Source organism: Rossellomorea sp. NRS-1567 (genome assembly GCF_050467885.1).
GTDB classification, from domain to species: Bacteria; Bacillota; Bacilli; order Bacillales; family Bacillaceae_B; genus Rossellomorea; species Rossellomorea aquimaris_C.
The window spans coordinates 1-25,818 of sequence record NZ_JBITPL010000018.1 but is presented as its reverse complement, the minus strand read 5'-3'; the positions used below and the strand labels follow the sequence as shown (position 1 = coordinate 25,818).

At 41.2% G+C, this 25,818-nt stretch carries 28 protein-coding genes; 2 read left to right on the top strand and 26 right to left on the bottom strand.

The window, feature by feature from the left end:
• Positions 1–90: 90 nt before the first annotated feature.
• The 9 genes from ccsB to ACIFOD_RS13485 all read right to left on the bottom strand — a co-directional run bounded on the left by ccsB (position 91) and on the right by ACIFOD_RS13485 (position 9,070).
• Complete coding sequence (ccsB, locus tag ACIFOD_RS13525) at positions 91–1,266, bottom strand: c-type cytochrome biogenesis protein CcsB (protein WP_397553584.1); 1,176 nt, start codon at positions 1,264–1,266, stop codon at positions 91–93.
• Positions 1,250–2,917 carry a cytochrome c biogenesis protein ResB gene (gene resB / locus ACIFOD_RS13520; RefSeq protein ID WP_430315096.1) on the bottom strand — a complete coding sequence of 556 codons (1,668 nt, stop codon included), beginning with the start codon at positions 2,915–2,917 and terminating at the stop codon, positions 1,250–1,252. The genes ccsB and resB overlap by 17 nt, the downstream gene beginning before the upstream one ends.
• 34 nt (positions 2,918–2,951) lie before the next feature.
• The gene (resA, locus tag ACIFOD_RS13515) at positions 2,952–3,482 is read right to left on the bottom strand and encodes a thiol-disulfide oxidoreductase ResA (RefSeq protein WP_397553583.1); all 531 of its coding nucleotides are present in this window, start codon (positions 3,480–3,482) and stop codon (positions 2,952–2,954) included.
• 258 nt (positions 3,483–3,740) lie between these two features.
• On the bottom strand, positions 3,741–4,472 hold the full coding sequence (locus ACIFOD_RS13510; protein WP_397553494.1) for a pseudouridine synthase: 732 nt from the start codon (positions 4,470–4,472) through the stop codon (positions 3,741–3,743).
• A 770-nt stretch (positions 4,473–5,242) separates the two neighbouring features.
• Complete coding sequence (locus ACIFOD_RS13505; RefSeq protein WP_430315095.1) at positions 5,243–5,770, bottom strand: spore maturation protein; 528 nt, start codon at positions 5,768–5,770, stop codon at positions 5,243–5,245.
• Complete coding sequence (locus ACIFOD_RS13500) at positions 5,771–6,364, bottom strand: nucleoside recognition domain-containing protein (RefSeq protein WP_113967626.1); 594 nt, start codon at positions 6,362–6,364, stop codon at positions 5,771–5,773. It abuts the gene before it with no gap.
• Positions 6,357–7,523, bottom strand: a complete 1,167-nt coding sequence (locus tag ACIFOD_RS13495) for a D-alanyl-D-alanine carboxypeptidase family protein (RefSeq protein WP_430315094.1) — start codon at positions 7,521–7,523, stop codon at positions 6,357–6,359. Before ACIFOD_RS13495 ends, ACIFOD_RS13500 begins: the two co-directional genes overlap by 8 nt.
• Positions 7,524–7,725: 202 nt before the next feature.
• Entirely contained in the window at positions 7,726–8,319 is a 594-nt protein-coding gene (gene scpB, locus ACIFOD_RS13490) for an SMC-Scp complex subunit ScpB (RefSeq protein WP_113967624.1), read from the bottom strand.
• On the bottom strand, positions 8,306–9,070 hold the full coding sequence (locus tag ACIFOD_RS13485; RefSeq protein WP_397553491.1) for a segregation/condensation protein A: 765 nt from the start codon (positions 9,068–9,070) through the stop codon (positions 8,306–8,308). Before ACIFOD_RS13485 ends, scpB begins: the two co-directional genes overlap by 14 nt.
• A gap of 183 nt (positions 9,071–9,253) precedes the next feature.
• Here ACIFOD_RS13485 and ACIFOD_RS13480 point away from each other — a divergent pair, with 183 nt between their 5' ends.
• Positions 9,254–9,775 (top strand): DUF309 domain-containing protein, encoded by a 522-nt coding sequence (locus ACIFOD_RS13480; RefSeq protein WP_430315093.1) that lies wholly within the window; start codon positions 9,254–9,256, stop codon positions 9,773–9,775.
• 28 nt (positions 9,776–9,803) lie between these two features.
• Here ACIFOD_RS13480 and ACIFOD_RS13475 read toward each other — a convergent pair whose 3' ends face one another.
• The 17 genes from ACIFOD_RS13475 to spoIIM all read right to left on the bottom strand — a co-directional run bounded on the left by ACIFOD_RS13475 (position 9,804) and on the right by spoIIM (position 24,889).
• On the bottom strand, positions 9,804–10,178 hold the full coding sequence (locus tag ACIFOD_RS13475; protein WP_397553489.1) for a GNAT family N-acetyltransferase: 375 nt from the start codon (positions 10,176–10,178) through the stop codon (positions 9,804–9,806).
• A 364-nt stretch (positions 10,179–10,542) separates the two neighbouring features.
• Complete coding sequence (lysA, locus tag ACIFOD_RS13470; RefSeq protein ID WP_430315291.1) at positions 10,543–11,844, bottom strand: diaminopimelate decarboxylase; 1,302 nt, start codon at positions 11,842–11,844, stop codon at positions 10,543–10,545.
• Between the two features lie 77 nt (positions 11,845–11,921).
• A complete protein-coding gene (locus ACIFOD_RS13465; RefSeq protein WP_430315092.1) occupies positions 11,922–13,400 on the bottom strand; it encodes a spore germination protein in 1,479 nt (492 codons plus the stop codon).
• Positions 13,393–13,962 carry a stage V sporulation protein AE gene (locus tag ACIFOD_RS13460; RefSeq protein WP_430315091.1) on the bottom strand — a complete coding sequence of 190 codons (570 nt, stop codon included), beginning with the start codon at positions 13,960–13,962 and terminating at the stop codon, positions 13,393–13,395. Before ACIFOD_RS13460 ends, ACIFOD_RS13465 begins: the two co-directional genes overlap by 8 nt.
• 22 nt (positions 13,963–13,984) lie before the next feature.
• Positions 13,985–14,407: a stage V sporulation protein AB gene (locus ACIFOD_RS13455; protein ID WP_113967618.1), complete on the bottom strand. Its 423-nt coding sequence runs from the start codon at positions 14,405–14,407 to the stop codon at positions 13,985–13,987.
• Positions 14,397–15,017: a stage V sporulation protein AA gene (locus tag ACIFOD_RS13450; protein ID WP_430315090.1), complete on the bottom strand. Its 621-nt coding sequence runs from the start codon at positions 15,015–15,017 to the stop codon at positions 14,397–14,399. The genes ACIFOD_RS13455 and ACIFOD_RS13450 overlap by 11 nt, the downstream gene beginning before the upstream one ends.
• A 274-nt stretch (positions 15,018–15,291) precedes the next feature.
• On the bottom strand, positions 15,292–16,056 hold the full coding sequence (gene sigF, locus ACIFOD_RS13445; RefSeq protein ID WP_113967614.1) for an RNA polymerase sporulation sigma factor SigF: 765 nt from the start codon (positions 16,054–16,056) through the stop codon (positions 15,292–15,294).
• 12 nt (positions 16,057–16,068) lie between these two features.
• Positions 16,069–16,512: an anti-sigma F factor gene (gene spoIIAB, locus ACIFOD_RS13440; protein WP_397553486.1), complete on the bottom strand. Its 444-nt coding sequence runs from the start codon at positions 16,510–16,512 to the stop codon at positions 16,069–16,071.
• A gap of 1 nt (position 16,513) precedes the next feature.
• Positions 16,514–16,864 (bottom strand): anti-sigma F factor antagonist, encoded by a 351-nt coding sequence (gene spoIIAA, locus ACIFOD_RS13435; protein ID WP_113967610.1) that lies wholly within the window; start codon positions 16,862–16,864, stop codon positions 16,514–16,516.
• A 134-nt stretch (positions 16,865–16,998) separates the two neighbouring features.
• Positions 16,999–18,165 (bottom strand): D-alanyl-D-alanine carboxypeptidase family protein, encoded by a 1,167-nt coding sequence (locus ACIFOD_RS13430; protein ID WP_430315089.1) that lies wholly within the window; start codon positions 18,163–18,165, stop codon positions 16,999–17,001.
• A gap of 492 nt (positions 18,166–18,657) precedes the next feature.
• On the bottom strand, positions 18,658–19,962 hold the full coding sequence (locus ACIFOD_RS13425) for a pyrimidine-nucleoside phosphorylase (RefSeq protein WP_430315290.1): 1,305 nt from the start codon (positions 19,960–19,962) through the stop codon (positions 18,658–18,660).
• A 70-nt stretch (positions 19,963–20,032) separates the two neighbouring features.
• Entirely contained in the window at positions 20,033–20,848 is an 816-nt protein-coding gene (locus tag ACIFOD_RS13420) for a purine-nucleoside phosphorylase (protein ID WP_430315088.1), read from the bottom strand.
• Between the two features lie 102 nt (positions 20,849–20,950).
• On the bottom strand, positions 20,951–22,135 hold the full coding sequence (deoB, locus tag ACIFOD_RS13415) for a phosphopentomutase (RefSeq protein WP_430315087.1): 1,185 nt from the start codon (positions 22,133–22,135) through the stop codon (positions 20,951–20,953).
• 208 nt (positions 22,136–22,343) lie between these two features.
• Complete coding sequence (gene xerD, locus ACIFOD_RS13410; RefSeq protein ID WP_113967601.1) at positions 22,344–23,237, bottom strand: site-specific tyrosine recombinase XerD; 894 nt, start codon at positions 23,235–23,237, stop codon at positions 22,344–22,346.
• A gap of 6 nt (positions 23,238–23,243) precedes the next feature.
• Positions 23,244–23,471 (bottom strand): YqzK family protein, encoded by a 228-nt coding sequence (locus tag ACIFOD_RS13405; RefSeq protein ID WP_113967599.1) that lies wholly within the window; start codon positions 23,469–23,471, stop codon positions 23,244–23,246.
• Between the two features lie 194 nt (positions 23,472–23,665).
• On the bottom strand, positions 23,666–24,124 hold the full coding sequence (locus ACIFOD_RS13400) for a Fur family transcriptional regulator (protein ID WP_113967597.1): 459 nt from the start codon (positions 24,122–24,124) through the stop codon (positions 23,666–23,668).
• A gap of 111 nt (positions 24,125–24,235) precedes the next feature.
• Positions 24,236–24,889 (bottom strand): stage II sporulation protein M, encoded by a 654-nt coding sequence (gene spoIIM / locus ACIFOD_RS13395; protein WP_113967595.1) that lies wholly within the window; start codon positions 24,887–24,889, stop codon positions 24,236–24,238.
• A 142-nt stretch (positions 24,890–25,031) separates the two neighbouring features.
• Here spoIIM and ACIFOD_RS13390 point away from each other — a divergent pair, with 142 nt between their 5' ends.
• Complete coding sequence (locus ACIFOD_RS13390) at positions 25,032–25,607, top strand: GNAT family N-acetyltransferase (RefSeq protein ID WP_430315086.1); 576 nt, start codon at positions 25,032–25,034, stop codon at positions 25,605–25,607.
• The last annotated feature ends 211 nt before the right edge of the window (positions 25,608–25,818 follow it).

Here is a 25,818-nt window from a genome sequence, read left to right as displayed (position 1 = left end):
AACCATATTATCCTATATTCTATATGAAAAAAGAAGCTGACTCAAAGAGAATATCACTCTCGTTATAGCCAGCTCCCTCCCGATCGTTATTTAAGCGTATGAATGTAGTCCTGCGATAATGAGGTTAACAGCCACCAGGTTGAATAGAATAATGGCCACCCCGATGACGGCTAACCATGCAGATTTCTCACCGTGCCATCCTTTAGAGAGGCGTAGATGCAGAAATGCTGCATAGAATAAGAATGTAATTAAAGCCCATACTTCTTTGGGATCCCATCCCCAGAATCGAGTCCAGGCAATTTGAGCCCAGATCATGGCGAAGATGAGCCCTCCCAGTGTAAAGACTGGAAAGCCGATTAATACTGAGCGATAACCGATTTCATCCATCAGGTCCAGATTTACATTTTTCACCAATGGCTGTAATTTTGCAGCTATTCGCTTTCTGAAGATTAAGCGTAATAGAAGATAAATTCCAGTTCCAATCAGAAACGACCAAATAACGGTATTAAGTTTCTTAGCGTTAATAAGGGCTGGCATTTCCACCAGCGGCTCCATTACCTTGTCAGTTAATAGTTGGCCTTCATTCGGTCCGACAAGGGCCGGGAGTGTATATTCAGAAATCGCTTCGGCCCCTTCTTGATCGACATATTGAAAATTCGCTTCGTAATTTCCCAGGGTAAAAGCAGTTGATGCAACTACAAACCCAAATACGATAACTAAAGAATACATGACGGTTTCAAGCCAAAACGATTGCTTGCTTCCTTTTGTATGTTTCACTGATTTCAATAAGTAGATCAACCCTGCCACAAAACTGATGGATAAGATCGCTTCCCCGGCTGAAACCGTTGTGACGTGGATTTTCAACCAATCACTTTGAAGAGCAGGGATCAATGGACTAATATCTTTAGGAAACATACTGGCATAGGCGATCACCAAAAGCGCAAATGGTAATGCAATGACACCCAGTATCGTTGTTTTATACATAAAGTAAAGAATGATAAAGGCCCCGACAAGCATCATTCCAAAAAAGGTTGTAAATTCAAATAAATTACTTACCGGAGCGTGTCCAGCTGCCCCCCATCTTAAAAAGAAGTAGCCTAATTGAGCGGCAAATCCGATAAGGGTTAAAACAATTCCAATGAATCCCCACTTTTGCTGATTCGTTTCAGTTGTATTTTTTTGGCGGATGCTTCCTCCAAAAAACAACGTAGCAATCAAATACATCATGAAGGATACATAGAGTAAATTACTACTCCACTCTGCCATTGTTATCGTTGACATCTTCATTCCTCCTTGCTTCGTCTTTTTGTTGTTGATCTTCAGGTTCCTGTATTCCGGTACCTTCCAAAACGAAGCTGATTTCATTTTTTAATCCATGCCAGTTTTTATTCGTATGACCGGCTACGATGACTCCATCTTCACTTCGCCTGATCCAGATTCTTCGATGGTGCCAATAAGCACCTTGTACGACACCTATCATAAAGATGGCTCCTCCAACGGCTATGATCCAAAGAGTGAGATCCTTATGAACGGTTAAAGCAGATACATCTCTTGTTTTCACACCTGCAAATGACAATTTATATTCATTGTCACCAAGCGGTTCCAAATTTTGCTGAATTCCTACAAAGCTCACTTCACCATCGGGCTTTTCAGGCGAGAACAGCTTGAATAGGAATGCAGGATTATTTGGTAAAGGCGACTTGGTTTGTGGCTCTCCTTGTTCATTAAATCCAGAGAAATCAGGATAATATCCCATCAATTCTACTTTATAACCTTCTTCAAATGCATAGGTATCTTGAGGGTCAAATAGATCGACGGTAAATTTGCCGAAGCTGTCCCCTGACTCTTTATTATCAAATGTAAAGGACATTGATTTAAATTCGTCTAACTTGTAACTGGTTTGATATACAGCGAAATTCCCAAATTTAAGGGGGTGGTTCACTTTAATGGAATCCTCTTTTTCCACTTCCCGGTCTGCCGTTTGTCCTGGAAGTTTATCTCCGGATTCTTTATACAGTACCACGTCAGACTGGAAATTCTTTGCGATGGTCCCATTCTTATCAATGGCTTCCCCAAATACTTCTTTATCTTTATCTTTGTCGTATGTCTCTAACGTAAACCCTTTATTTTCTAAGTAATATTCTTGTTTCGTACCAGGAACCGCCCTTGTTTCACCTTCACGGATCCACACGGTTTCATCAATATACATTCCGGGAACGAATCGCAGCATGCCCCCGAAAAGGAAAATGATAAGACCGATATGATTGACATATGGACCCCATCTCGAGAAACGATTTTTCTCTGCAAGAATGTTTCCGTCTTCTTCCCGGATCTTGTATTTTTTTTGAGTTAATTTTTCCTTAATCTTACTAATGGAATCGTTGACCTCTACCATTTCTGTTTTCCCATAGATTCGTTGACGCTTCAGAAAACCGGCATGTCTGGAAACACGTTGATTCTTGAGGGCACGATAGAGGGGAATCACCCGATCCAGACTGCAGATCACGAGGGAAACCCCAATCGATGCGATTAACAGTAGATACCACCATGAACTATATAAATCATGGAACCCTAACGTATAATATAATTCTCCAAAAAAACCATATACATCTTCGTAGTACTTATTTGCTGGCTGTCCATTCGGAATATACTGTTCCTGAGGCAAAATCGTGCCGACTGCAGAGGCGATAAGTGTAATGACAATTAACCATACTCCAACCTTAACAGATGAGAAGAAATTCCAAATCTTGTCGACAATCGATTTGTTATACGTTTGGGAACGTCTTGCACTACCCTCATATCGCATGTCATGAAGCTTCTCGTTCTTTGCTTCATCCGTTAAAGCACGTCCACAGGATTCACAGAGAACGGTACCATTCGGGTTTACATGACCGCATACACATTTGATCTCTTTCATGTTAAAACTCCTTATATCAAGTTAAACTGCTGAGTTAAGGCTTAATGCTCTCTAGATCTTCAATGATATCTTTTTCTGACATGGTTCCTGTAATGATTTTTTCGATTTCACCTTGAGGGTTGATGAGGTATGTCGTTGGTAACGGATCAATACCGTACGCATTTTGAACTTCCTCTTCTTTATCTACTAGAATAGGGAACTCTAATCCGTGTTTAGATACGAATCGATTGATAAGGAAATCCGATTCCCCCACATTAACAGCCAATATCTGTACACCTTGATCTTTATATTTCGCATATTGATTATTCATGTAAGGCATTTCTCTTTCACATGGTTTGCACCATGTTCCCCAGAAATTGAGGAATACCCCTTGTCCTTCATAGTCGGACAAACGATGCTTATTCCCTTCCATGTCCTCTAATACAAAGTCAGGCGCTTGATCTCCCACCTTCAACTTCCCTCTTTCATCCTTCGTAAAGTTTGCATACAGGGTATATGCAACCGCAGAAGTCAGTACAATGAGAATAATGGTCCGGATGAGTAATCTGCGTTTTTTCTTATCCATGTACGTGTGCCTCCCATATTGAAATCGTTCTCAAAAAATGGAAATGTTTTTCTCTCTTTACAGTAGCAAAGGGCCTGATGTCATAAGAATTCTCTTATGAGACCAGTCCCTGCCATAATGTAATGTTCCATTCCTTCATAATAAGCAGGGAAATATCCCTTGGATTTCAGGGTAAAATTCCTTTCCCATTATATCATTTATCACTTTATAGATAGTGTAAATTATATGAAGGATATGTGACACTTTCCATACTATTCTTTATCGGATACTTCCTGTTTCAGCCAGTGTTCTCAACTGTTTTACTTCATGTGGAGTAAGCTCTCTTCCTTCTCCAGCGTTCAATCCGTGAAGGGTAAGGAATGCATATCTTTCTCGTTTCAGCTTTTGAACCGGGTATCCAAGGGCTTCGAACATTCTGCGTACTTGGCGGTTTCTGCCCTCATGAATGGTAATTTCAACGATGGATTTCCCTTGTTTCTTATCAATGCTTAAAACTTTCACTTTTGCCGGAGCCGTCATGCCGTCCTCCAGTTTAACCCCTTTTTCAAGTTCTCTGATTTTGAATTTTGGTGGAATTCCTTTTAATCTCGCTACATACGTCTTTTCAATTTCGTTACTTGGATGCATCAGGGAGTTAGCGAAATCCCCATCATTGGTTAGAAGAAGAATACCTGACGTCTCATAGTCCAGTCTTCCTACCGGATAGATTCTTTCTTGTATTTCTGGGAAGAAATCCGTTACGACTTGACGGTCTTTATCGTCCGTCACAGCTGAAATGACCCCTCTTGGTTTATAGAGCATATAATATACTTTATTTTCTCTTTCAATCTGAATCCCTGTCACTTCAACTCTATCGGAATGAGAAACCTTGGTTCCTAATTCTTTCACTACTGTACCATTGACCTTTACTTTACCTTCTATAATTAATTGCTCAGCTTTTCGTCGTGACGCTACGCCACTATGAGCAATAACCTTTTGTAATCGTTCCACGGTCTTTCACCTCATTTAATTTTCAATACATTTGTCTTCATGAATTATTACACAATCCAGGCAAAATAGAAAGGTATAAAGAAAAATCAACCTTTTCAGTCGATTTCTTTATACCTTATTGTTTCCTTTATAATAGATTTTTTACAAAAAAGTTGTTTTAAACTTATGGTCTGTCTGGGCTCTTTCAATTATTGTTTACTGGTTGGTGAGGGGAACGGCTCCGCTGATTTTGTTTTTTATATAAGTGGTAGTGTTGAAATATGGACCGTTCCTTTCCGCTCCAGGCACTTCCTTTCCGCGGGGAGGAATTCGAGCCTCCTCGGGCTTATGCCCTGTGGGGTCTCGACCTTTCCTCTATTTCCCGCAGGAGTCAAGTGCCTTCCGCTACAATCCACTCTGAGCTATTTCACATCGTTGCGATGACCGAATTCACAGTTGCCTTGGATTACAATCCAAAAAGGACATTGAAAGGGACGCATAAGATCCCCATAAAACTTAAAAAGAAATAGATTTTGAAAAGGTCACTTTCATCGTTAAGAAAAGAAAGAAGCAGGTTAAGAGAATGATAAATCTATTGAATTCTAAAACAGAAAAAATAACAATATTATTTTTTGATTCTTTTGTTCCCAAATCCACCGGGTGAGACCCCAGGTTCTAAACTGAAGAGACTCTCCGCAGCACCACGGAAACCTGGAGCGGAAATCATCTACTACTTTCATCTCTAAAAATAGCAACAAACTATACAGTGATTTATCAATAGAAACCCACTCTTAAAACATAACCGTGACGATGAAGATGGCGGCGACGATCCCTACGACGTCGGCTAGTAATCCAACTTTGAGGGCGTCTCCCATTTTCCGGATCCCTACTGCCCCGAAGTAGACGGTCAGTACGTATAGGGTGGTATCAGTACTTCCCTGTAAGGTTGATGCAAGTCTTCCGATAAAGGAATCAGGTCCGTGGGTAGCGACTATATCGCTCATCATACCCAGGGCAGCTGTTCCTGAAATGGGTCTGATAATGGCAAGTGGCACAATCTCCGGCGGAATACCGAGTGCAAGCAATCCCGGACGGATGAGGTTCACAAAGAACTCAAGTGCTCCTGATTCTCTAAAAATGGTAATCGAAACAAGCATTCCAATGAGAAAAGGAATGATCGATACGGCAATTTTAATGCCTTCTTTTCCCCCATCTACAAACACTTCATACGTTGGTACCTTTTTGAAGGTCCCATAGATTAATATGAAGCCAATCATAATCGGGATTAACCATAATGAAATGGTGGATATCCATTGCATCTACTTCACCTCACGACGAGTACGTCTGTAATGAAAATAACGGTCTATCAGTATGGCTCCGATGGTCGATAGCATGGTGGCAATTAAGGTTGGTCCTACAATTTCAGTTGGAGAAGCTGAATCATATTTCATCCGGATCGCAATGACCGTTGTGGGAATGATGGTAAGACTTGACGTATTAATCGCTAAGAAAGTAATCATCGACCTGCTCGCATAGTCTTTTCCTCCGTTAAGCTCCTTCAATTGCTCCATCGCTTTGATCCCGAGAGGTGTTGCTGCGTTACCAAGGCCGAACATATTGGCCATCATATTCGATAATATATACCCCATTGCAGGATGATTATCAGGTACCTCCGGAAACAACCGGGTGACAAATGGCCTGAACAGCCTGGCCAGTTTATCCAGCAATCCCGCTTCCTGGGCAATCCTCATGATTCCCAACCAAAACACCAATACACTGACCAACCCTATACAGAGGGTAACGGCTTCATTTGCAGAAGTGAAAATGGCTTCGTTCACTTCTTTCATCTTCCCGTTGATAATGGCGAACACCAAACCGATGATGGTCATCCCTACCCAAATGAGATTAACCATGATCCCTGACCCCTATAAAGGACTCAAAGGAATAGGCCCAGAATTTCCACCAGCTCTTTTCTTTTTCTTTTTCATCCGTTGATTTATAGAAAATAGGAAGAGTGTCTACTTCTTCGTCTTCTAAATACACGACAGCCTTTCCTACTACTTCAGGTACATTTTTATTCTTTAACCATTCCTCTTTAGGCTTTAACATTTTGTACTCTACCTTCACATCATCCACTTCATCATCTCGAAGGGTTAGGACAGACCCCCGTTTAAGAAAGGCATGATCCTTATATATTTCGTCTTCCATTCTTTCAATCGTGCCTTCTTCCAGGACGATCTTATAATCATATTGCTTAAACCCGTATTCAAACATTCCTATATGATCATTCCAATCATCAGGTCCATTAAGGGTAACGGCAATCAGGTTCTCCCCGTCCTTTGAAGCTGTGGACACAAGCGTTCTTTTGGCTAGTTTTGTATATCCCGTTTTCCCACCGGTACTATGCTTATACAATTCTGTTAATAATCTATTTTTGTTCTTCCACTTCCGGTCCCACTTTTCTTCAGGGTTTGGTGCTGTATGCACTTTTGTCCCTGCAATCTCCTTGTATACTTCATTCTCCATTGAATATCTAGTCAGAACTGCCATATCGTAAGCAGTGGAATAGTGGTCTTCATGATCATCGAGACCATGTGGATTGGAAAAATGCGTATTTTTCATTCCGATTTCATTCGCTTTTTCATTCATCATATAGGCAAACCCGTCAAGACTTCCTCCAACAGATTCTGCAATAGCGACTGCCGCATCATTCCCGGATCTCAACATAAGCCCGTAAACGAGATCTTCCAGCTTGATTTTCTCCCCCGCTTTCAGGTAAAGGGAGGAGCCTTCCGTGCCCGCAGCATTCGAAGATACCGTTACTTCCTTATCCATCATTCCGGATTCAACCGCAAGAATCGCCGTCATGATTTTTGTGATGCTTGCTATCCGACTTTGACTGTGGGCATCCTTTTCATAAAGGATCCTGCCCGTCTCCTGATCCATTAAAATCGCCCGCTGTGAACTAACGGAAGGTGCGGCCTGAACTTCATTGGATACAAAAACAAATAGCAAAGTGAGGATTAGAATATAATATATGTAAAATTTCACTCTCTTACGATTCACACCCATCTACTCCTTTAATTCTAACGTGTTTGTACAAGTTTATGCAGGACAAGGGGTAATATGAATGAAAATCCGTAATTCACACCAAGGTTCAATTTCTGGCATTTCACCCACGAAAAAACACAGCAGATGTTCTCTGCTGTGTCTTTCCGTGATTCTATTCTTTTTGGCCCGAGTCCATGCCTGTACATTTATATGTGATTCTGCTCTACTCTTTCGATTCAATCGTTTCCTGGAATTTCTCGAAAAACAAGTCCGCTTCATCCTGCATGAATTCGTCCTCGATATTTTCAGGTAAGGGAGGAAGTTCTTCTATTCTCTTCAATCCGAAATAGTCCAAAAATTCTTTTGTAGTTCCAAATAAGTAGGCACGACCTGTCCCTTCCGCTCTTCCAACTTCCTTCACCAGTCCTTTTGACGTAAGGGTCTGAATGGGACGCTCGGTTTTGACACCTCTGATTTGTTCAATCTCCATCCTCGTGATCGGCTGCTTATAAGCGACAATCGCAAGTGTTTCTAGAGCTGCCTGCGATAAAAAGCTTACATTTGGTGACTCAACCAATTTCTTTAAGTAATCGGCGTTGCTTTTTTTTGTCACCAATTGAAAGGTGTCCGCTATCTCAATCATATAAATGCCCCGATTGGGATCCTTGTCATAATCCGACTTTAACTCCTCGATCACAGCCATCGCTTCCTGATCACCGATTTCCAGAACAGAACAAACCTGCTTGAGTGAAAGACCTTCATCACCCGCTGCAAACAATAAGCTTTCCAGGATCCCTTTCCAATTATGACTGTTCAACTAGACCTACCTCCTCTCCTGCTTCAACAAAGATATCCGTGAAGTTTTTTTCTTGATTGACAATGATTTGCTTTCTCTTCATTAATTCCAGCACGGCAAGGAAAGTTACAACGAGATGTTCTTTATTATCAGATGGGAAAAGACTTGTAAAGGATGTACGCTCTTTGATATTTCGCAGGCTATGAAGAATATCATTCATTCTTTTCTCAATGGATATTTCCTGTCTGGTAATTCTGGTTTGCACGGGTCTTTGCAGCTTCTTACGCCTCAATAGTTTATGAAAAGCTCCTAGCATATCATATAAAGATACTTGAACCTCACTATTCTTTAAATCCACTTCCTCCGTAAATTCCGAGAGATCACTTGGAGGTTTCGTATACACTTGTCCCCGTTCTTCCTCACGGTGCTTCAGCTCATTGGCAGCTTCTTTAAACTTACGATACTCAATCAACCTCTCAACTAGTTCATCACGGGGATCTTCCTCTTCGAATTCAATTTCATCGTTTGAAAGGCCATCATCATGTTTAGGGAGAAGCATTTTACTTTTAATCGCTAATAATGTAGCTGCCATCACTAAGTACTCACTGGCAACATCAAGTTGCAAACTCTTCATCGTATGTACATATAACATATATTGCTCAGTAATTTGAGCCATAGGAATATCATATATATCGACTTCCAACGAATTAATCAGATGCAAAAGAAGATCTAACGGACCTTCAAAAGCGTCAATCTTCACATTGTATTCCACTTTATCACCAAATTTCTAATTACAGTCATTCCTGATCGCTACTTAATAGTATAGTAGATTGACCTCTATTCTCCAATAGAAAGTTTTTGAATAAAGAGGAGGTACCTGTCGTTTTGGCAAAGATGTTGAATATGCTACACTTTAAATACTCAAACGGTATTTAATTATAAAGGAGGGACTCACATGATTTATCCTAAACCTTACTTAGAATTCTTAATGTATTTCCACGGAAATCGTGATTACTTCGAGTGCCATGAAGTGTTGGAAGAATATTGGAAGTGTGTTGACCCTAAGAACCGTTCTTCCCATTGGGTTGGTTTGATCCAGGTTGCTGTGGGTTTGTATCATTACAGAAGAGGTAATCTTTCAGGAGCAGCCCGGACATTTAAGAAGGCCGTCCAAAATATCGAACTGAATCAGGATGAACTTTCCCGATTAGGGATCCACCCTGGTAAACTTCAGGAAAAGCTTGTTGAAATCACCCATGGGCTAAGTACCAATCAGCCCTATAGCAGCATCAATATCCCCCTGACCGATGCTTCTCTACAAGAGCAGGTCCAATCCCTGTGTGAGGACAATGGGTACTCATGGTGTTCTCCAAGTGATTTAAAGAATAACGAGCTCATTCATCGACATTCCATGCGTGACCGTTCAGAAGTGATTTTAGAGCGGAAAAATGCATTACAACGAAAAAAAAGAGGCTGACCACCTGCTGATCCGGTGGCCGTCCTCTTTATTGTTCTTCGTCTATCACTTTCTCTTGCTCGATTTCGTCACATTTCTCAAAGAATGAAGCGGTCTCTGAATTCGGCTTCACTTCATGCTCAGAATGCATGTCTCTAAGATGTTTCACCATTGATTTCCCAATTCCTTCGTGCCGATGGGATGGATTAACGGATATATGCTGAATTTCTAAAGTGCTATCTGTCTTGAATACGCCAATTAAACCTACTATGTCCTCTTCTTTCCATAAAAAGAGCTGCCAATTATCTTCAGTTTCGTATTGCTTCATCGTCTGTTGAAGCTTCTTCAAATCCTTTTCATGTGGCATGAAAGATAATAACCCCATTGCGATCTTTTCAAACGCCTTTTTATACCGAATTAACATATTTACCCCTCGTTATGTTTTATGCCTAATCTATTTATTTCCTATTATAGACAAAAACTAGAAATTTAATTGATATGAACGTTTATTTATCTTACTAAATTTACTTTTATTAATCAACTTTAACCAATCAGTTTCCCGCCAGGAACAGCCAGTAAATGACTCCCCATACTATGCCTGATACTAATAAAAACAAGAACAATCCCTTATTGCTGATCTTCATATATGACTCCTTTGTCTACACTATATTCACCTTTATATGTCATTGTTATTGTATAGTAAAATCAATATTTGTTAAAGTATGTAATAAAAAATGCAAAAAAAGTAGTCTTTAAGTACGATATACTTAAAGACTATGTTTCAGAGCTTATTTAAACGTTACATCAAGTGAAACCATATCCTTATATGTCTCTCTTTGAACAGCTAATCTTGCTTCTCCATTTTCGACAAATACGACAGCGGGACGGGGAATACGATTGTAGTTATTCGCCATGGAATATCCATATGCACCAGTACAGAACACAGCAAGATTGTCACCAGCTTCTGATTGTGGAAGGGGTAAATCCCAAATCAACATATCTCCGGATTCACAACATTTACCAGCGATTGACACGGTTTCTTCAGGGGGGTGATCTGCTTTATTCGCAATCACCGCTTCATATTTTGCCTTGTAGAGAGCCGGTCTTATATTATCACTCATTCCCCCATCAATGGCTAAGTACTTTCGGATGTTGGGCACTTCTTTTCTAGACCCTAATGTATATAGGCTGGTCCCTGCATCTCCAACAAGGGAACGGCCCGGCTCGATCCAAATTTCCGGCATTTCAAGGTTGTACTTCACCACTTCCTGTTTTACAGCCGCAATCATTTCCTTCACATATTGTGCAGGTGGAATCGGGTCATCATCCTTCGTATAGCGAATGCCAAATCCACCGCCTAAGTTAATCACTCTTGGATCGTAATCATATTGAGATTTCCATTGTGCCACCTTCTCAATAATTTTTTTTGCAGCAAGAATGAAGCCTGTCGTCTCGAATATTTGGGAGCCAATATGGCAATGCAGACCTAACCATTCAATCCCGTCATAGCTCATCGCCATTTTCATTGCATCCCGGGCTTGACCATTCCCCAAATCGAATCCGAATTTGGAATCCTCTTGTCCCGTTAAAATATAATCATGAGTATGGGCTTCTATCCCAGGCGTCACTCTTAACAAAACCTTCGTCACTTTTTCAGTGGATCGTGAGATGTCATTCACAAGTTGCAGCTCGTAGAAATTATCGACGACTATGCAACCTATGTTGTTTTCAATGGCCATCATCAGTTCTTCTTCAGATTTGTTATTTCCATTAAAATGGATGCGTTCAGGGGGGAATCCTGCCTTCAAGGCAGTGTATAACTCCCCTCCTGAAACCACATCCAGTGATAATCCCTCTTCTTTCATCAATTGAAAGACCGCGATACATGAAAATGCTTTACTGGCATAGGCAACTTCCGCTTTCACTCCCAGGGTATCAAATGTTTCTTTAAAACCTCTTGCCCGTTCCCTAATGAGTGCAGTGTCATAAACATAAAGGGGTGTACCGTATTGTTTGGCCAGTTCTAAGGTACTCACCCCTCCTATCGTTAGATGACCATTTTTTATTTCTGCTGATCCATAAAGATGCATGAAACGTCTCATTCCCCTCTTTAATGCTCTGCTAATTAAACGTAATTTACCACAGAATGAGAGTTGTTGCAATATTTCTAAGATTTCGCCGGTTGCTTATACTTATTTCTCGGCTGCACAATGCTAGGTCTGATTTTGGATCCCGGCACGGCTTTTCTTATCAGAATCTGCATAAACGCCTTTGGACTGAAAGGAAGTAAAGGCCATAGGTAAGGTGTATTGAGTGATTTAATATTCACTACAAATAGAATAAATAGCGTGCTGCCGATCATAAGACCAGGAATATGGAAGAATGCGACTAATACAAGAAGAAGAAGTCTTGCCATCTTATTCGCTACACTTAGTTCATAACTAGGAGTCGCAAATGTACCGATTGAAGCAACCGCTACATAAAGGATGACCTCTGGTTGAAAGAGACCGACATCAATGGCAATTTGTCCAATTAATACAGCTGCTATTAAACCCATAGCTGTGGAAAGTGGGGTCGGGGTATGAATGGCGGCAATCCTGAACATCTCGACCCCCATATCCGCTATAAACAATTGAACGATGACAGGTATATTGGTCTGTTCATTCGGTCCTACATATTTTATGACCTCAGGTAATAATGAAGGATCCAGAACGAATAAATACCACAATGGAAGTAAGAACAAGGATGCGAGTACACCCATGAATCTTGTCCATCTTACAAATGTTCCGACAGCAGGTGATTGTCTGTATTCTTCAGCATGCTGCAGATGATGGAAGAACGTAGTCGGTGTGATGATCACACTTGGCGAAGTATCCACGAAAATAAGAACATGTCCTTCTAATAGGTGAGTGGCAGCTACGTCCGCCCTTTCCGTGTATCGTACTAAAGGATATGGATTATACCCCTGCTTCACCAGAAACTCCTCTACGGTTTTATCCGCCATCGTGAGACCATCAATTTTGATACTTTTTAACTCTTTCTTGATCACTTCGACTAAGCTGGGGTTTGCCACATCATTTATATAGGCAATGGAAATGTCTGTTTTGGATCGTTCTCCAATGCGAAATATTTCAAACCTCAATCGTGGATCCCGAATTCTTCGTCTTGTCAAAGCGGTATTCACAATAATATTCTCTACATACCCATCACGGGAACCACGGACTACCTTTTCAGTATCAGGCTCTGAAGGCTGTCGCCCGGGATAACTACGAACATCAACAATGATTGCCTCATCATAGCCTTCGACAAAGACTGCTATTAATCCTGATAGCACTTCGTCAACTGCTTCTTCAATGGTTTTAACCGGCTCAACCGATTGATGAACAAGTCGATTATGTACTATTTCATATAATCGGCTCGTTGCCCGCTCATGATCATTGATCTCAACGAGTTCCTCCACGATTTGAATAATGTAGGAAGCATCCGTCAACCCGTTTATATAGTAAATGTGCACTCCTTTTTTCAAAATCATGAGTTTACGTACACCTAAATCAAAACTTTTGTTTAATCCTACATGATTCTTCATGTACTCTTCTATAACTGCTAAATCTTTTGATATTGGTGTTTCTTTCGTTTTCTCAGGCATGATATCCGCTCCTTTCCAAGATGATTTCAACAGCCTTTTTCGTAATGGGCGAACCTTGTGAGTAGTCATCCCTTTTGGCCATTTTGCCAATGTCACCAATTCCGACAATAACGGGAACATCCAGTTCATCAAGGCAATAAACCGTATCACCCGTTAACCTTCCCAAATCCATTTCAGGTACACCGAATTTATCCACCCCATATGGAGTTAATTCACCAAATTTATCAATGCACACATCCACTCTTGTCCATTCGGCCTGCCTGGTTTTACTTGCTACCGCAATGATTCCGAGCACGTCTATGCCAGGGTGATTCGCAACATGCTTTAGTGCCCTTTCGCCTGCTCCTTCTCCAATAAATCCACTATCATCAAACATGACAAAGACGGGGTCATTCTTTGCACTTCCGATTAATTTCACAATCTCTGGTCCTGATAATACAGAAGGATTTCCTTTAGAGCTTGAGATACATCGTCCTCCATACTCTTTTGCCACGCACTCGATTGCCCGCTTGGCATATTCATCTCCATCTGTAATCAGGATCACTTTTCTTTTTTCGTCCATACGAACCCCTGCCTCTTGCTGTTTATTGATGAACCAAGTAGAGCCAATGAAAAAGTGAGCCGACAATCTTCCCAAATACAATCGCCATTATGAGAATGACGATTTGACCTTCAATCCCAATCCGCTTTGCGAGGATCGGGAACACATTCAATACCTCTGTTAATGCAGCCGCCAACAGCCCGATGAACACTCCGCTCGCTAAACCGATGGGCATAAGAACGAATGGGGAAAAGTGCAGCGTATAATTATTTAAGCTGACAAACCCTCCTGCCAGTGCACCTGTAATGACAGCCAGTTCATAGTGGTGAATCATTTTCATTGTTTTTGTTAACTGAGTTAACCTTGGGATGATTCCTAATACGGTTAGAAAAGCTACAAACCCGGAACCGACGGCCAGTCCACCAGCAAAACCAATAAATACTGTAATCAATACGTTAATGGTCATCTAATTTTTTCTGACTTTCTTTATTTTCATTCATGATGACATACTGATCTAAATCCTGCTGGTAGTTAAACATTTCAACTTCTAGTGGACTCGGCTCTTCATTAAGTCTCTTTCGAAACACATGGTTGAAGAATAAGATCATCCCAAGGCCTAAACCGAATGAATAGGGAACTTGAAACAGTAATGGATGAGGATCTTCATCCCCAGTTACAAAATGATACAGCCTTTGATGAACTTCCCTCATACTTACATCTTCATGAAAATTCATAATTGCCAGGGCTGCACCGATGAATAATAGTAACCAAACGCCAATGAAGAGCGGAAGAGAGATTTTCTTTTTCTCATAGATCACTTCAATAATACTTTGTGTGGGTCCAATCGTTTGAATATCAAGATCCGAGAAGTTCTTGCATATTTCTCTTATCACTCTCATGACATCGACCACAATGATATTCTTATCAGATGCTGTCACTTGATGAATCGGGATTTGCCTTAATCCTTCCAAAATATTTTCAGGTGCTATGATTTGAGCAAGCTGTCCAAGCTTGACTGTACTCTCTTCCCTTACCTGCACTCGATGACGTAAGCGTATATACAAAATACCTTCCATGCAGTTCACTTCCTGAAAACATGATTTTCCCTTCGTACCAATAGTATGGATTAACGGAAATAATTTATGTAATGGCTGCGTGTGGTCGGTTGAGATGAATGGAGGAGGGAGGGAGAAATAGTATAGTTTTTGAAGGTTCGGAGCTTGGGAAAATGGCAACAATTTCAAAGGGAGAATGTGGGGTCAATAGATAGCCAACTTTTGTATTGAATAAGAAAATAAAAATAACCTTGCCGTTTCAACATGATTCTTTGAAACAACAAGGTTATTTTGCCTAAGATTCTGTATGCATATGATCTTTCATTGTTTGTAATATCTTCTTCTCCAGTCTCGATACCTGGACCTGGGATATACCCAGTCGATCTGCCACTTCCGATTGGGTTTGGTCTTTGTAATACCTTAAATACACAATCAGCCGTTCCCGATCATCCAGTTCCCTAATGGCTTCTTTTAAGGCAATTTTGTCAAACCATTTATTATCGCTATTATCTGCAATCTGATCCAAAAGGGTAATGGGATCTCCATCATTTTCATAAACGGTTTCATGAATGGAAGAAGGGGCTCTGCTTGCTTCCTGAGCCATAATGACCTCTTCAACCGAATACTCCAGATGTTCGGCAAGCTCACTCACCGTCGGAACCCTCCCGAATTTCTTGGAAAGTTCATCCTTGGCTTTACGAATCTTGTTTCCCATTTCCTTCAGTGAACGACTTACCTTTACAGTTCCGTCATCCCGGATGAACCGCTGGATTTCACCGATGATCATCGGAACGGCATATGTTGAAAACTTGACGTCGTAGCTTAAATCAAACTTATCGACTGATTTCAGCAACCCGATACTGCCTATCTGAAAGAGATCATCAGGCTCATATCCCCGATTGAGGAAGCGCTGGACGACGGACCATACTAACCGCATGTTCTTCTGGACGATCAAGTCCCGGGCACTTTGGTCACCGTCCTGGCTCTGCTTTATGAGCTCTTTCACCTCATGATCCTTCAGAAAGGTCTGTTCCTTTTCTTTCTTAACTTCGACATCCATGGGCACGACTCCTTAATTGCATAGCGCTTTACTATTGGTCAAGTGCTTCTTTAGTCTTACCGTGGTGCCTGTACCTGGGTGTGATGACACTTCTATTTCATCCATGAAATTTTCCATGATGGTAAAGCCCATTCCAGAACGCTCAAGCTCTGGCTTGGACGTGAACAATGGTTGACGGGCTTCCTCTACATCACCAATTCCGACTCCTTCATCGCGGATGGTCATATCGATGTACCCACTTTCTTCCATAATGACAGAAATATAGACGGTACCATTCGGTCTGTTGTCATATCCGTGAATGATGGCATTTGTAACAGCTTCAGATACGACTGTCTTGATTTCAGTCAACTCATCCATCGTCGGATCCAGCTGTGCAATAAATGAAGCAACGGTAACTCTGGCAAAGGACTCATTTTGGCTTAAAGAACTGAATTGAATGTTCATTTCATTTCTCATGTCAGGCGACCCCCAATCTTTGTAATGCGTTTTCTTCAGACGGCTCAAGACGTATAATCTTAAACAATCCGGACATTTCAAATAATCGGTTTACAGAAGGGGAGATCGCACACACAACCATTTCTCCATGCTTTTGTTTAATCTGCTTGTATCGACCCAAAATCACACCTAATCCTGAACTATCCATAAAGCTTAGTTCCTCTAAATTCAAAATGATATGCTTCACATTCTCACTTTCAATCAGATTCGAAGCTTTTTCCCTAAGCTCATCGGCAGTATGATGATCCAGCTCACCACTTAAACGAATACACAAAACATCTTTTTTGACTTCTAAGTTAATAGCAAGACTCACTATCAGAAAGCCTCCTTCTCTGTCGTATAGTGAGTCATTTCGCTATTCTTTTAGTGAATTCCTTCTCCATGACAAAACTAGAAGGAATTCGTCATAATTAGAGGTTATTTTTATCCGAAATCGTAAAGATGGTTTTACTTTCCAACTTTCGTGAATAGTCCAAAGGATTTTTTGTACAGCTCCCACCAGCTTGCGTCATTTACATTTTTCTTTGCGACGAGAGTGCTTTCCAATACTTTTTCTCCTTTGTTCATGATGACAAGGGTCCCGACTTTATCTCCTTTTTTGATAGGAGCCTTCAGGTCTTTAGAGAGTGTTATCTTCTGTTCTACTTTATCCAGTTTTTCACCTTTTTGCGTTAACAGGGAGATGGGCTCTTCCGTCACTGCATCCACTCTGTTTTGTTTCCCTTTCGATACTTTCACCTGTGCCAGGGAGTCTCCTTTTTTGAAGAGAGGTTTGGTTGAATACTGATTGAAGGCATAATCCAGCATTTTACTCACCTCGTTGTTTCGCTCTTTAGGAGTCGGCGCTCCGAACACGACAGCAATGACTCTCATATTATCTTTCTTCGCCGTTGCCGTTAAGCAGTATTTCGCTTCATTGGTGAATCCGGTTTTCAGTCCATCCACGCCGTCATAAAAACGAACCAATTTGTTTGTATTCACCAACCAGAATTTTTTATCCGTATCTTCACGCAAGTAGGATTCATAGCTGCCTGTGAACTTGGTGATTCCTTCATATTTTAGAAGTTCCTTGGCCAACATGGACATGTCATGGGCCGAACTATAATGATCTTTGGACGGTAAGCCTGTCGGGTTTTTGAACCGAGTGTCTTTTAACCCAAGCTCTTCTACCTTTTTGTTCATTTTTTCAACAAAGGCTTCTTCACTTCCTGATATATGTTCCGCCATGGCTACTGATGCATCATTGGCTGAACCAATCGCAATCCCCTTAAGCATTTCTTCAACCGTCATGCTTTCACCGGGCTCCAGGAAGATTTGTGATCCACCCATCGATGCGGCATATTCACTTGCCCGAACACTGTCTTCCCACTTTATTTGACCTTTATCAAGGGCTTCCATGATCAACATCATTGTCATAATCTTAGTCATGGATGCTGGTGCCAGCTTTTCATGGCTATTCTTCTCATATAATACCGTTCCAGTATCCCGCTCAATCAAAACAGCTGATTTCGCTACCTCAGCTAATTCCGACTTCTTCTCCTGGGCAAACCCCATTGAAGGAAACAAAAAAGCTGCTAAAACAAATGTAACCACTATATACGCAAAACGTTTCATCCAACTGTCCTCCAATCAAATCTCGTTTGAAATCAATACTCATAGACCCATTTTTTCCAACTGCATCATTTTTATACAAACATTGGTAAAAAAGTGAGTTTAGACCATGAATGATAGATGGTAGGTGATAAAAATGGTTGAAAGATGGTTAAATATAAAGGGGGATCCTTTAAAAAGCGGATGAAACGAGGTGTTTTTCATCATGATCATTGAGATGCAGCATTTTTGTCGGGTGAAATCAGCTCTTATGAGTTTGAGAGACTGCTATGGAAAGTTCATTGCGTCATTTTCACGAGGGATTGCGTCAAAATTCAAATAATTGCGTCTGTTCGAGGAGTAATTGCGTCAATTTGGATGTTAATTGCGTCTTCCACACCTGGAATTGCTGATTTTCCCATAATTTGGTATTTACATTACCTTATATACTCATAAAAAAAAGCCCCTGCCTAAGAGAAAAAATCCTCTTGGCAAAGGCCCCGATCAAAATTAAAATCAACCTGTGATTTCAGTATGAATCAACGTAGGTGCTTTCACTTGTTCAGATGTTACTTTAATGCTTTCGTATAATTTCTCTTTTACATTGTCGATATTCTCATCATTACTATAGATCGTAACAAGAGAATCTCCCGTTTTGACAGAATCACCGATCTTCTTGCGCAACTCAAGACCCACCGCTAAATCGATAACAGAATCTTTTGTTGCACGGCCTGCTCCTAACCACATAGCCGCCGTTCCTACTGCATCGGCCACAATTTCTGATACATAACCATCTTCTTTCGCTTCAAGCTCAACCTTATATTGCGCCTGTGGAAGTTTTGATGGTTCATCCACAACGGATGGGTCTCCACCTTGTGATTCCAGGAATACTTTGAAATTCTCAAGAGCCGATCCATCTTCAATCGCTTTCTGTAATAGCTCTCTCGCTTCTTCCAATGTTGATGCTTTTTCAGCAAGATAAACCATATGACTTCCAAGAGTTAAGCATAATTCTGTTAGGTCTTCTGGGCCTTCACCTTTTAATGTATCGATCGCTTCTTTCACTTCAAGTGCGTTTCCGATCGCGAAGCCCAGTGGCTGGCTCATATCCGAAATGACCGCCATTGTTTTTCTGCCGACGTTGTTTCCGATGTTCACCATTGCTTTGGCAAGGTCTTTTGAATCGTCCAGTGTTTTCATGAAAGCTCCGGCACCCGTTTTCACGTCAAGTACGATAGCATCCGCACCAGCAGCTATTTTCTTACTCATGATGGAACTTGCGATCAGAGGAATGCTATTGACGGTTGCCGTCACATCTCGTAATGAATAAAGCTTTTTATCAGCCGGTGTTAAATTACCACTTTGTCCGATAACGGCTAACTTATTCTTGTTCACCAATCGGATGAATTCATCGTTTTCAATTTCCACATGGAAACCTTCGACGGACTCAAGCTTATCGATGGTTCCTCCAGTGTGTCCAAGTCCTCGTCCACTCATCTTCGCTACAGGTACTCCAACGGAAGCAACCAGTGGTCCCAGAACAAGGGTCGTTGTATCACCCACACCGCCTGTAGAGTGCTTGTCTACTTTAATTCCTTCAATTGCAGACAGATCAATTTGATCTCCTGATTCAACCATTGCCATCGTCAGGTCCGCTCTTTCTCTGTCGCTCATGTCTTTGAAGAAGATGGCCATTGTCAGGGCACTTACCTGATAATCAGGGATGCTTCCATCTGTATATCCTTCAACGATAAATTTTATTTCTTCTGTAGAGAGTTCTTTACCTTCACGCTTCTTCTCTATTAAGTCAACCATTCTCATTGTATTCACCCGCTCTTCTAGTATTGTCAAAGGGAAGTCCCTTTAGTTTTCAAATTGAATCGTACGACTCTTAGATTGATTTGACGATCTCTTTTACATATGCCAGGAAGTTTGCACGAACCATTTCGGTTGTATCAATCACTTCATCATGGGATAGGGGTTGGTCAAGGATACCTGCCGCCATATTTGAGATGCATGAGATTCCAAGCACTTTCATTCCGCCGTGACGGGCTACGATTACTTCTGGCACAGTCGACATTCCTACTGCGTCTCCTCCAAGGGTACGGGCAAGACGAACTTCAGATGGAGTTTCGTATGTAGGACCTGTATTCCCCACATATACACCTTCTTGCACTTCAATTGAAAGCTTCCCTGCGATTTCTTTCGCTTTTTGACGCAGTTCTTTACAATATGCTTCTGACATATCCGGGAATCTAGGTCCTAAGCGGGAATCGTTTGCCCCAATTAGTGGATTGCCACCCATATTATTAATATGATCCGTGATCAACATCAAGTCACCAGCCTGAAAGCTTTCATTCACTCCACCGGCTGCATTTGTCACGATTAAGACTTCGACACCCAGTTCTTTCATAACACGGACGGGGAATGTGACTTTATCGAATCCGTACCCCTCGTAATAATGAAAGCGCCCTTGCATGGCCACGACTTCCTGACCCGCCAATTGACCGAACACAAGCTGGCCTGCGTGTCCTGCCACTGTCGAAACAGGAAAGTCAGGGATTTCTTTATAAGGTATTTTCACTGAATTTTGGATTTCATCAGCTAACACACCCAACCCTGAACCAAGGATGAGTCCGATCTTCGGTTGGCCTGTGTATTGATTTTTCAAATGGTTTGCTGCATTTTGGATGTTTTCGAAATTCATATTCATTACTCCTTTTATTATCATTCAACGTAAAGAGGAGGAAATGGGCCGATGTTCCCGCACCTTCATCCCTCTCCCTTTCTATATTTTTTCCAGGAAAACCTATTTCAATTGTGATAAGAAGCTTCGACCAAACTTCGGCATGGTCACATTAAAGTTGTCTGCCACGGTAGCGCCGATATCGGCGAATGTTTCAGAGATAGGCAATTCTTTCCCTCCGTCAAAGCGTTTTGAATAAACGAGAAGTGGAACGTATTCTCTTGTATGGTCTGTTCCTGGAGCGGTCGGATCGTTCCCGTGATCGGCTGTAATGATAAGAAGATCATCTTCCGTCATTTTCTCTAACACTTCAAGAAGCCGTGCATCAAATTCTTCTAACGCCTTTCCGTATCCTTCTGGATCGCGACGATGTCCGAATAATGCATCGAAATCGACAAGATTCAGGAAGCTTAAGCCGGTGAAGTCTTGATCGAATGATTCAATGAGTCCGTCCATTCCGTGCATATTATGCTTTGTACGGATCGATTCAGTCACTCCTTCGCCATTAAAAATATCTGAAATTTTACCAATGGCGATCACGTCAAACCCGGAATCCTTCAGTTCATTCATGACGGTACGGTTAAAAGGTTTTAACGCATAGTCGTGACGATTGGATGTGCGTTTGAACTCGCCTGGTTCGCCAACGAATGGACGAGCAATCACACGACCAACAAGATATTCCTCTTCTTTCGTGATTTCACGGGCGATTTCACAAATTTTATACTGCTCTTCAATTGGAATGATGTCTTCATGAGCGGCAATTTGAAGGACAGGATCTGCAGAAGTATAGACAATAAGAGCTCCTGTTTCCATATGCTCTTTTCCTAACTCTTCAATGATCTCAGTTCCGCTTGCAGGCTTATTTCCAATGATCTTTCTTCCTGTCTCAGCTTCAAGTTTTTGAATTAATTTTTCAGGGAAACCGTCTGGATACGTTTTGAACGGTTTATCAATATTAAGACCCATTATTTCCCAGTGGCCAGTCATCGTGTCTTTCCCGACAGACGCTTCCTGCATTTTCGTGAAGTATGCTAACGGCTTGTCAGCTTTTTCAATTCCCTTCACTTCTTTAATATTCGAAAGTCCCAGTTTCCCCATATTGGGCATGTTCAGTCCATTCATATGTTCAGCAATGTGGCCAATCGTATCCGATCCAATATCATTGAATAGGTCGGCATCCGGCGCCTCACCTATGCCCACTGAGTCCATGACGATCAGATGAACTCTTTTGTATGTATAGTTACTCATTCAAATAAACCTCCTATATGTACTTCCTTATTTAAAAAAGCGGTTACATTTTTAATCTTTAATCGTATCTTACCCTTAACTGCATTATAGCAATCGACAGGATTTAACGTCAGAAGTCTGACATCTACATTCTACTTTTTCCTTTCCAAAAAAACAAGAGAGATCCCTTAAAGAATACTATTTTCTTTAAGACATCTCTCTTCATCTTTTAAGCCCGCGGATGAAATTGTGAGTATACATCCTTTAAGCGTGTTTTCGTTACATGTGTATAGATTTGGGTGGTGGAAATATCTGCATGACCGAGCATTTCCTGTACTGCCCGGAGGTCTGCCCCATTCTCCAATAAATGGGTTGCGAATGAGTGCCTGAGTGTATGAGGAGTCAGATCCTTTTCAATATTGGCTTTTTTTGCAAGAGCTTTTAAGTTCTTCCAGAAACCTTGTCTTGTCAGGCCTTTACCATGATGATTTAAAAACAGGTGATCATCCCGATGCTTCTTGCTTCTTAATTTCAACCGGGCATCCCCTAAGTATTTCTCCAAAACATTCATTGCCGTTTGTCCGATGGGGATAATCCGTTCTTTATTCCCTTTTCCTATACATCGGACAAATCCCATCGTCAAGTGGACATCATCCAGCTTTAGTTGAATGAGTTCACTTACCCTGATACCTGTCGCATAGAGGATTTCAAGCATCGCTTTATCTCTCATCCCCAGTGGTGTAGATTCCTCAGGGGCTTCGAGTAAAGCTTCCACTTCGGCTATGCTTAAAATCTTCGGAAGCGTCCGCTCTGTTTTCGGTGTCTCGATATGCACAGTTGGATCTTGTTCCGTCGCTTTCTCTCTTAACAAAAATTGATGGAAGGATCGGATTGATGCAACATGACGTGCAACTGTCTTTGAAGATTTCCCCTGACTCTTTAAGTGGCCGAGAAATTGGACTATGTTCATTCTCGAAACGGCGTTCAGTTCCGATATTTCTTCCACCTTCGCTAAGTATAGTGCATAATTCTTTAAGTCACGCTGGTACGACTCTATCGTATTTTTGGCCAGTCCTTTTTCTACTATTAAAAAGTGCATGAAATCTTGAATATGGTCTTCCACACTGCATTACTCCCCGTTCATATAAAAAAATAATAGCCGATCATACCAATGGCTTTCTTCATCCGTCACAGAAGAATACACCTTGACTGCTGCGCCCTCGGGTTCATCATATCTGTGATAGCCTTCATATTCTTCACTGATCCACATAATACCATAGTAAAACAAAATCGTTGATCCAGTAAATAAAATAAACACTTTAATGGTCTGCCATACCATTTGAATTCCTTTTATCATCTTGTCGTCCTCCATATTCATCGGTACTAACGTCTATTAATACAAGCTATGACGTTTTTAATCTGTTTTATACCTTATGGAGTTAAAACGGTGAAAATTTCTGGCCATGTATATAAAAAAGCCTTAAAGAGTATGTATGGGATGTTTCAAATGAGAAACAACGACAGGAATCTTTAAGGCTTTTCGGCATCATCTTATTCTTCTGGATCCTCTTCTTTATCCTGGCATCTGGAACAAATACCATGAAAGGTAAGGCGGTGATCTTTTATTTTAAATTTCCAATCACGTTCAACAATCGCTTCCACGTCTTCTAAGAGATCTTCTTGTATTTCATCGACCGCTCCACATTCAATGCATACTAAATGATGATGAAAGTGAGCTGCCCCTTCTTGCCTGAGATCATAACGCGATACACCATCGCCAAAATTGATTTTATCCACAATTTTCAGTTCAGATAGCAATTCCAACGTACGATATACGGTTGCCAGTCCAATTTCCGGAGATTTTTCCTTAACGAGGAGGTATACATCTTCGGCGCTGAGGTGATCTTCTTCATGTTCCAATAACACGCGTACCGTTGCTTCGCGCTGAGGCGTAAGCTTGTAGCTGGCAGAATGAAGTTGTTTTTTGATTCTTTCAATACGGCTTTCCATAGTCCTCTCCTCCCTCGTCAATGTCCTTACTATTATATCAAAAAGGGAGGAATAAGCAAAATAAAATTATTATAATTAAACAAATAAAACGATTCTTATATAAGAATCGTTTTATTTTATTTTCGAAATAACCGCTTCCATTAAGTTAGGAGAAAGATACGCTTCTATACTGGCTGCAATCGTGACAATCCCTATCGCCACCACCAAGAAAATCACGTATCTGGATAAGAACGGAATCATTTGAAACTGCATGGATGAAGTCTGCCTCATGAATATCTTCCGAATCAGCGTAAGGGAGAAACTGGCGCTGATCGCTCCGATGAAAATAAACGCCGGAATAATGATGATATTTTGCGGTAAGACGCTGACAAAGGATAATAAAAACCCGCTCCATCCCATTTGATTCACAAGGAAACCTACTGAAAATCCAACCACTACACCCTTCATAAATAATAGAACGAAGATGAGGGGGAGTCCAATAATCGAGATTCCCAGTAACCACATCAGTCCGAGATACTTTACATTATGAAGGAAGCTCTGACGGAATAGCTCTTCTGCTGACGTCATACTGCCATCTTCCATTTCGCTGAAGAACTTACTTAAATAGAAATACAGGTCTTCTTTTTGGGCAAATGACAAGGAATTGACCACGATTGCCCCAAAAATGATCCCCATTAGAAACAGCGTAATGATAAATAAATAGATCGAGGAATGTGCTTGTACATGTTGAACGAGTGGATTTGAATTTGATATTTTTTTGCGCATCACAGTGCTCCTCCTAGATATCGATTACTAATCTATATGTAGGCCGGGACAGGTTTATTCTTGTCTCTTCTATTCTATTGAACTTCCGTGGGGATAACCGTATAATCATAGGAACCTTATGGTGGAAGTGGAGGAAAATAATATGAACAATCCAAGTTTAATCGAGTTTCCCGATAGGATTGAAACTCCCCGCCTTTATATTAGACCTTGCCTGCCCGGTGACGGATCTGACGTCTTTATTGCCATCTCTGAATCAAGAAATGAATTAATACCTTGGCTTCCCTTCGCCCGTAAAGAACAATCCCTGGATGAAGTGGAGGCGGGAGTCCGGGAGTCCTATGCAGAGTTTATTAAAAAGACCGACATTCGACTACATATTTACCTGAAAGGAACAGATGAATTTATTGGATCTACAGGGCTGCACCGCATCGATTGGAATGTGCCAAAAGTGGAAATCGGATATTGGCTTCACACGAAACACACAAAAAAGGGTTACATCGTTGAAGCGGTTAATGCGTTAACCCGCTTCGCCTTAAACGACCTTTCCTGCCAGCGGGTGGAAATTCGCTGCGATGAGAGAAATACAGCCTCCAAAAGAGTACCTGAAAAACTGGGGTTCATGCTTGAGGGCATCATCCGGCATGATCATCTTGATGAAAACGGGAAAGATGCACGTAATACGTGTGTTTATGCTCTTATACCAGGAGACCTCAATTAAGATTTGATATTCTTGGTGGTTGATTGGGTTGATTGGGTTGCAGAGGTTGTGAATTCATGAACATTCCCATAATGAACATCGAATCATATGGCAGTTCCGTCATTTTAAGTCCATTTATTCTTAAAAAACCGTTCCTTTTGACCTTTTTAGCTAAAAAATGAATCATTGAGGGACGATACGCTCTTTAGAAAGTCAAGTCCTATATATTGTG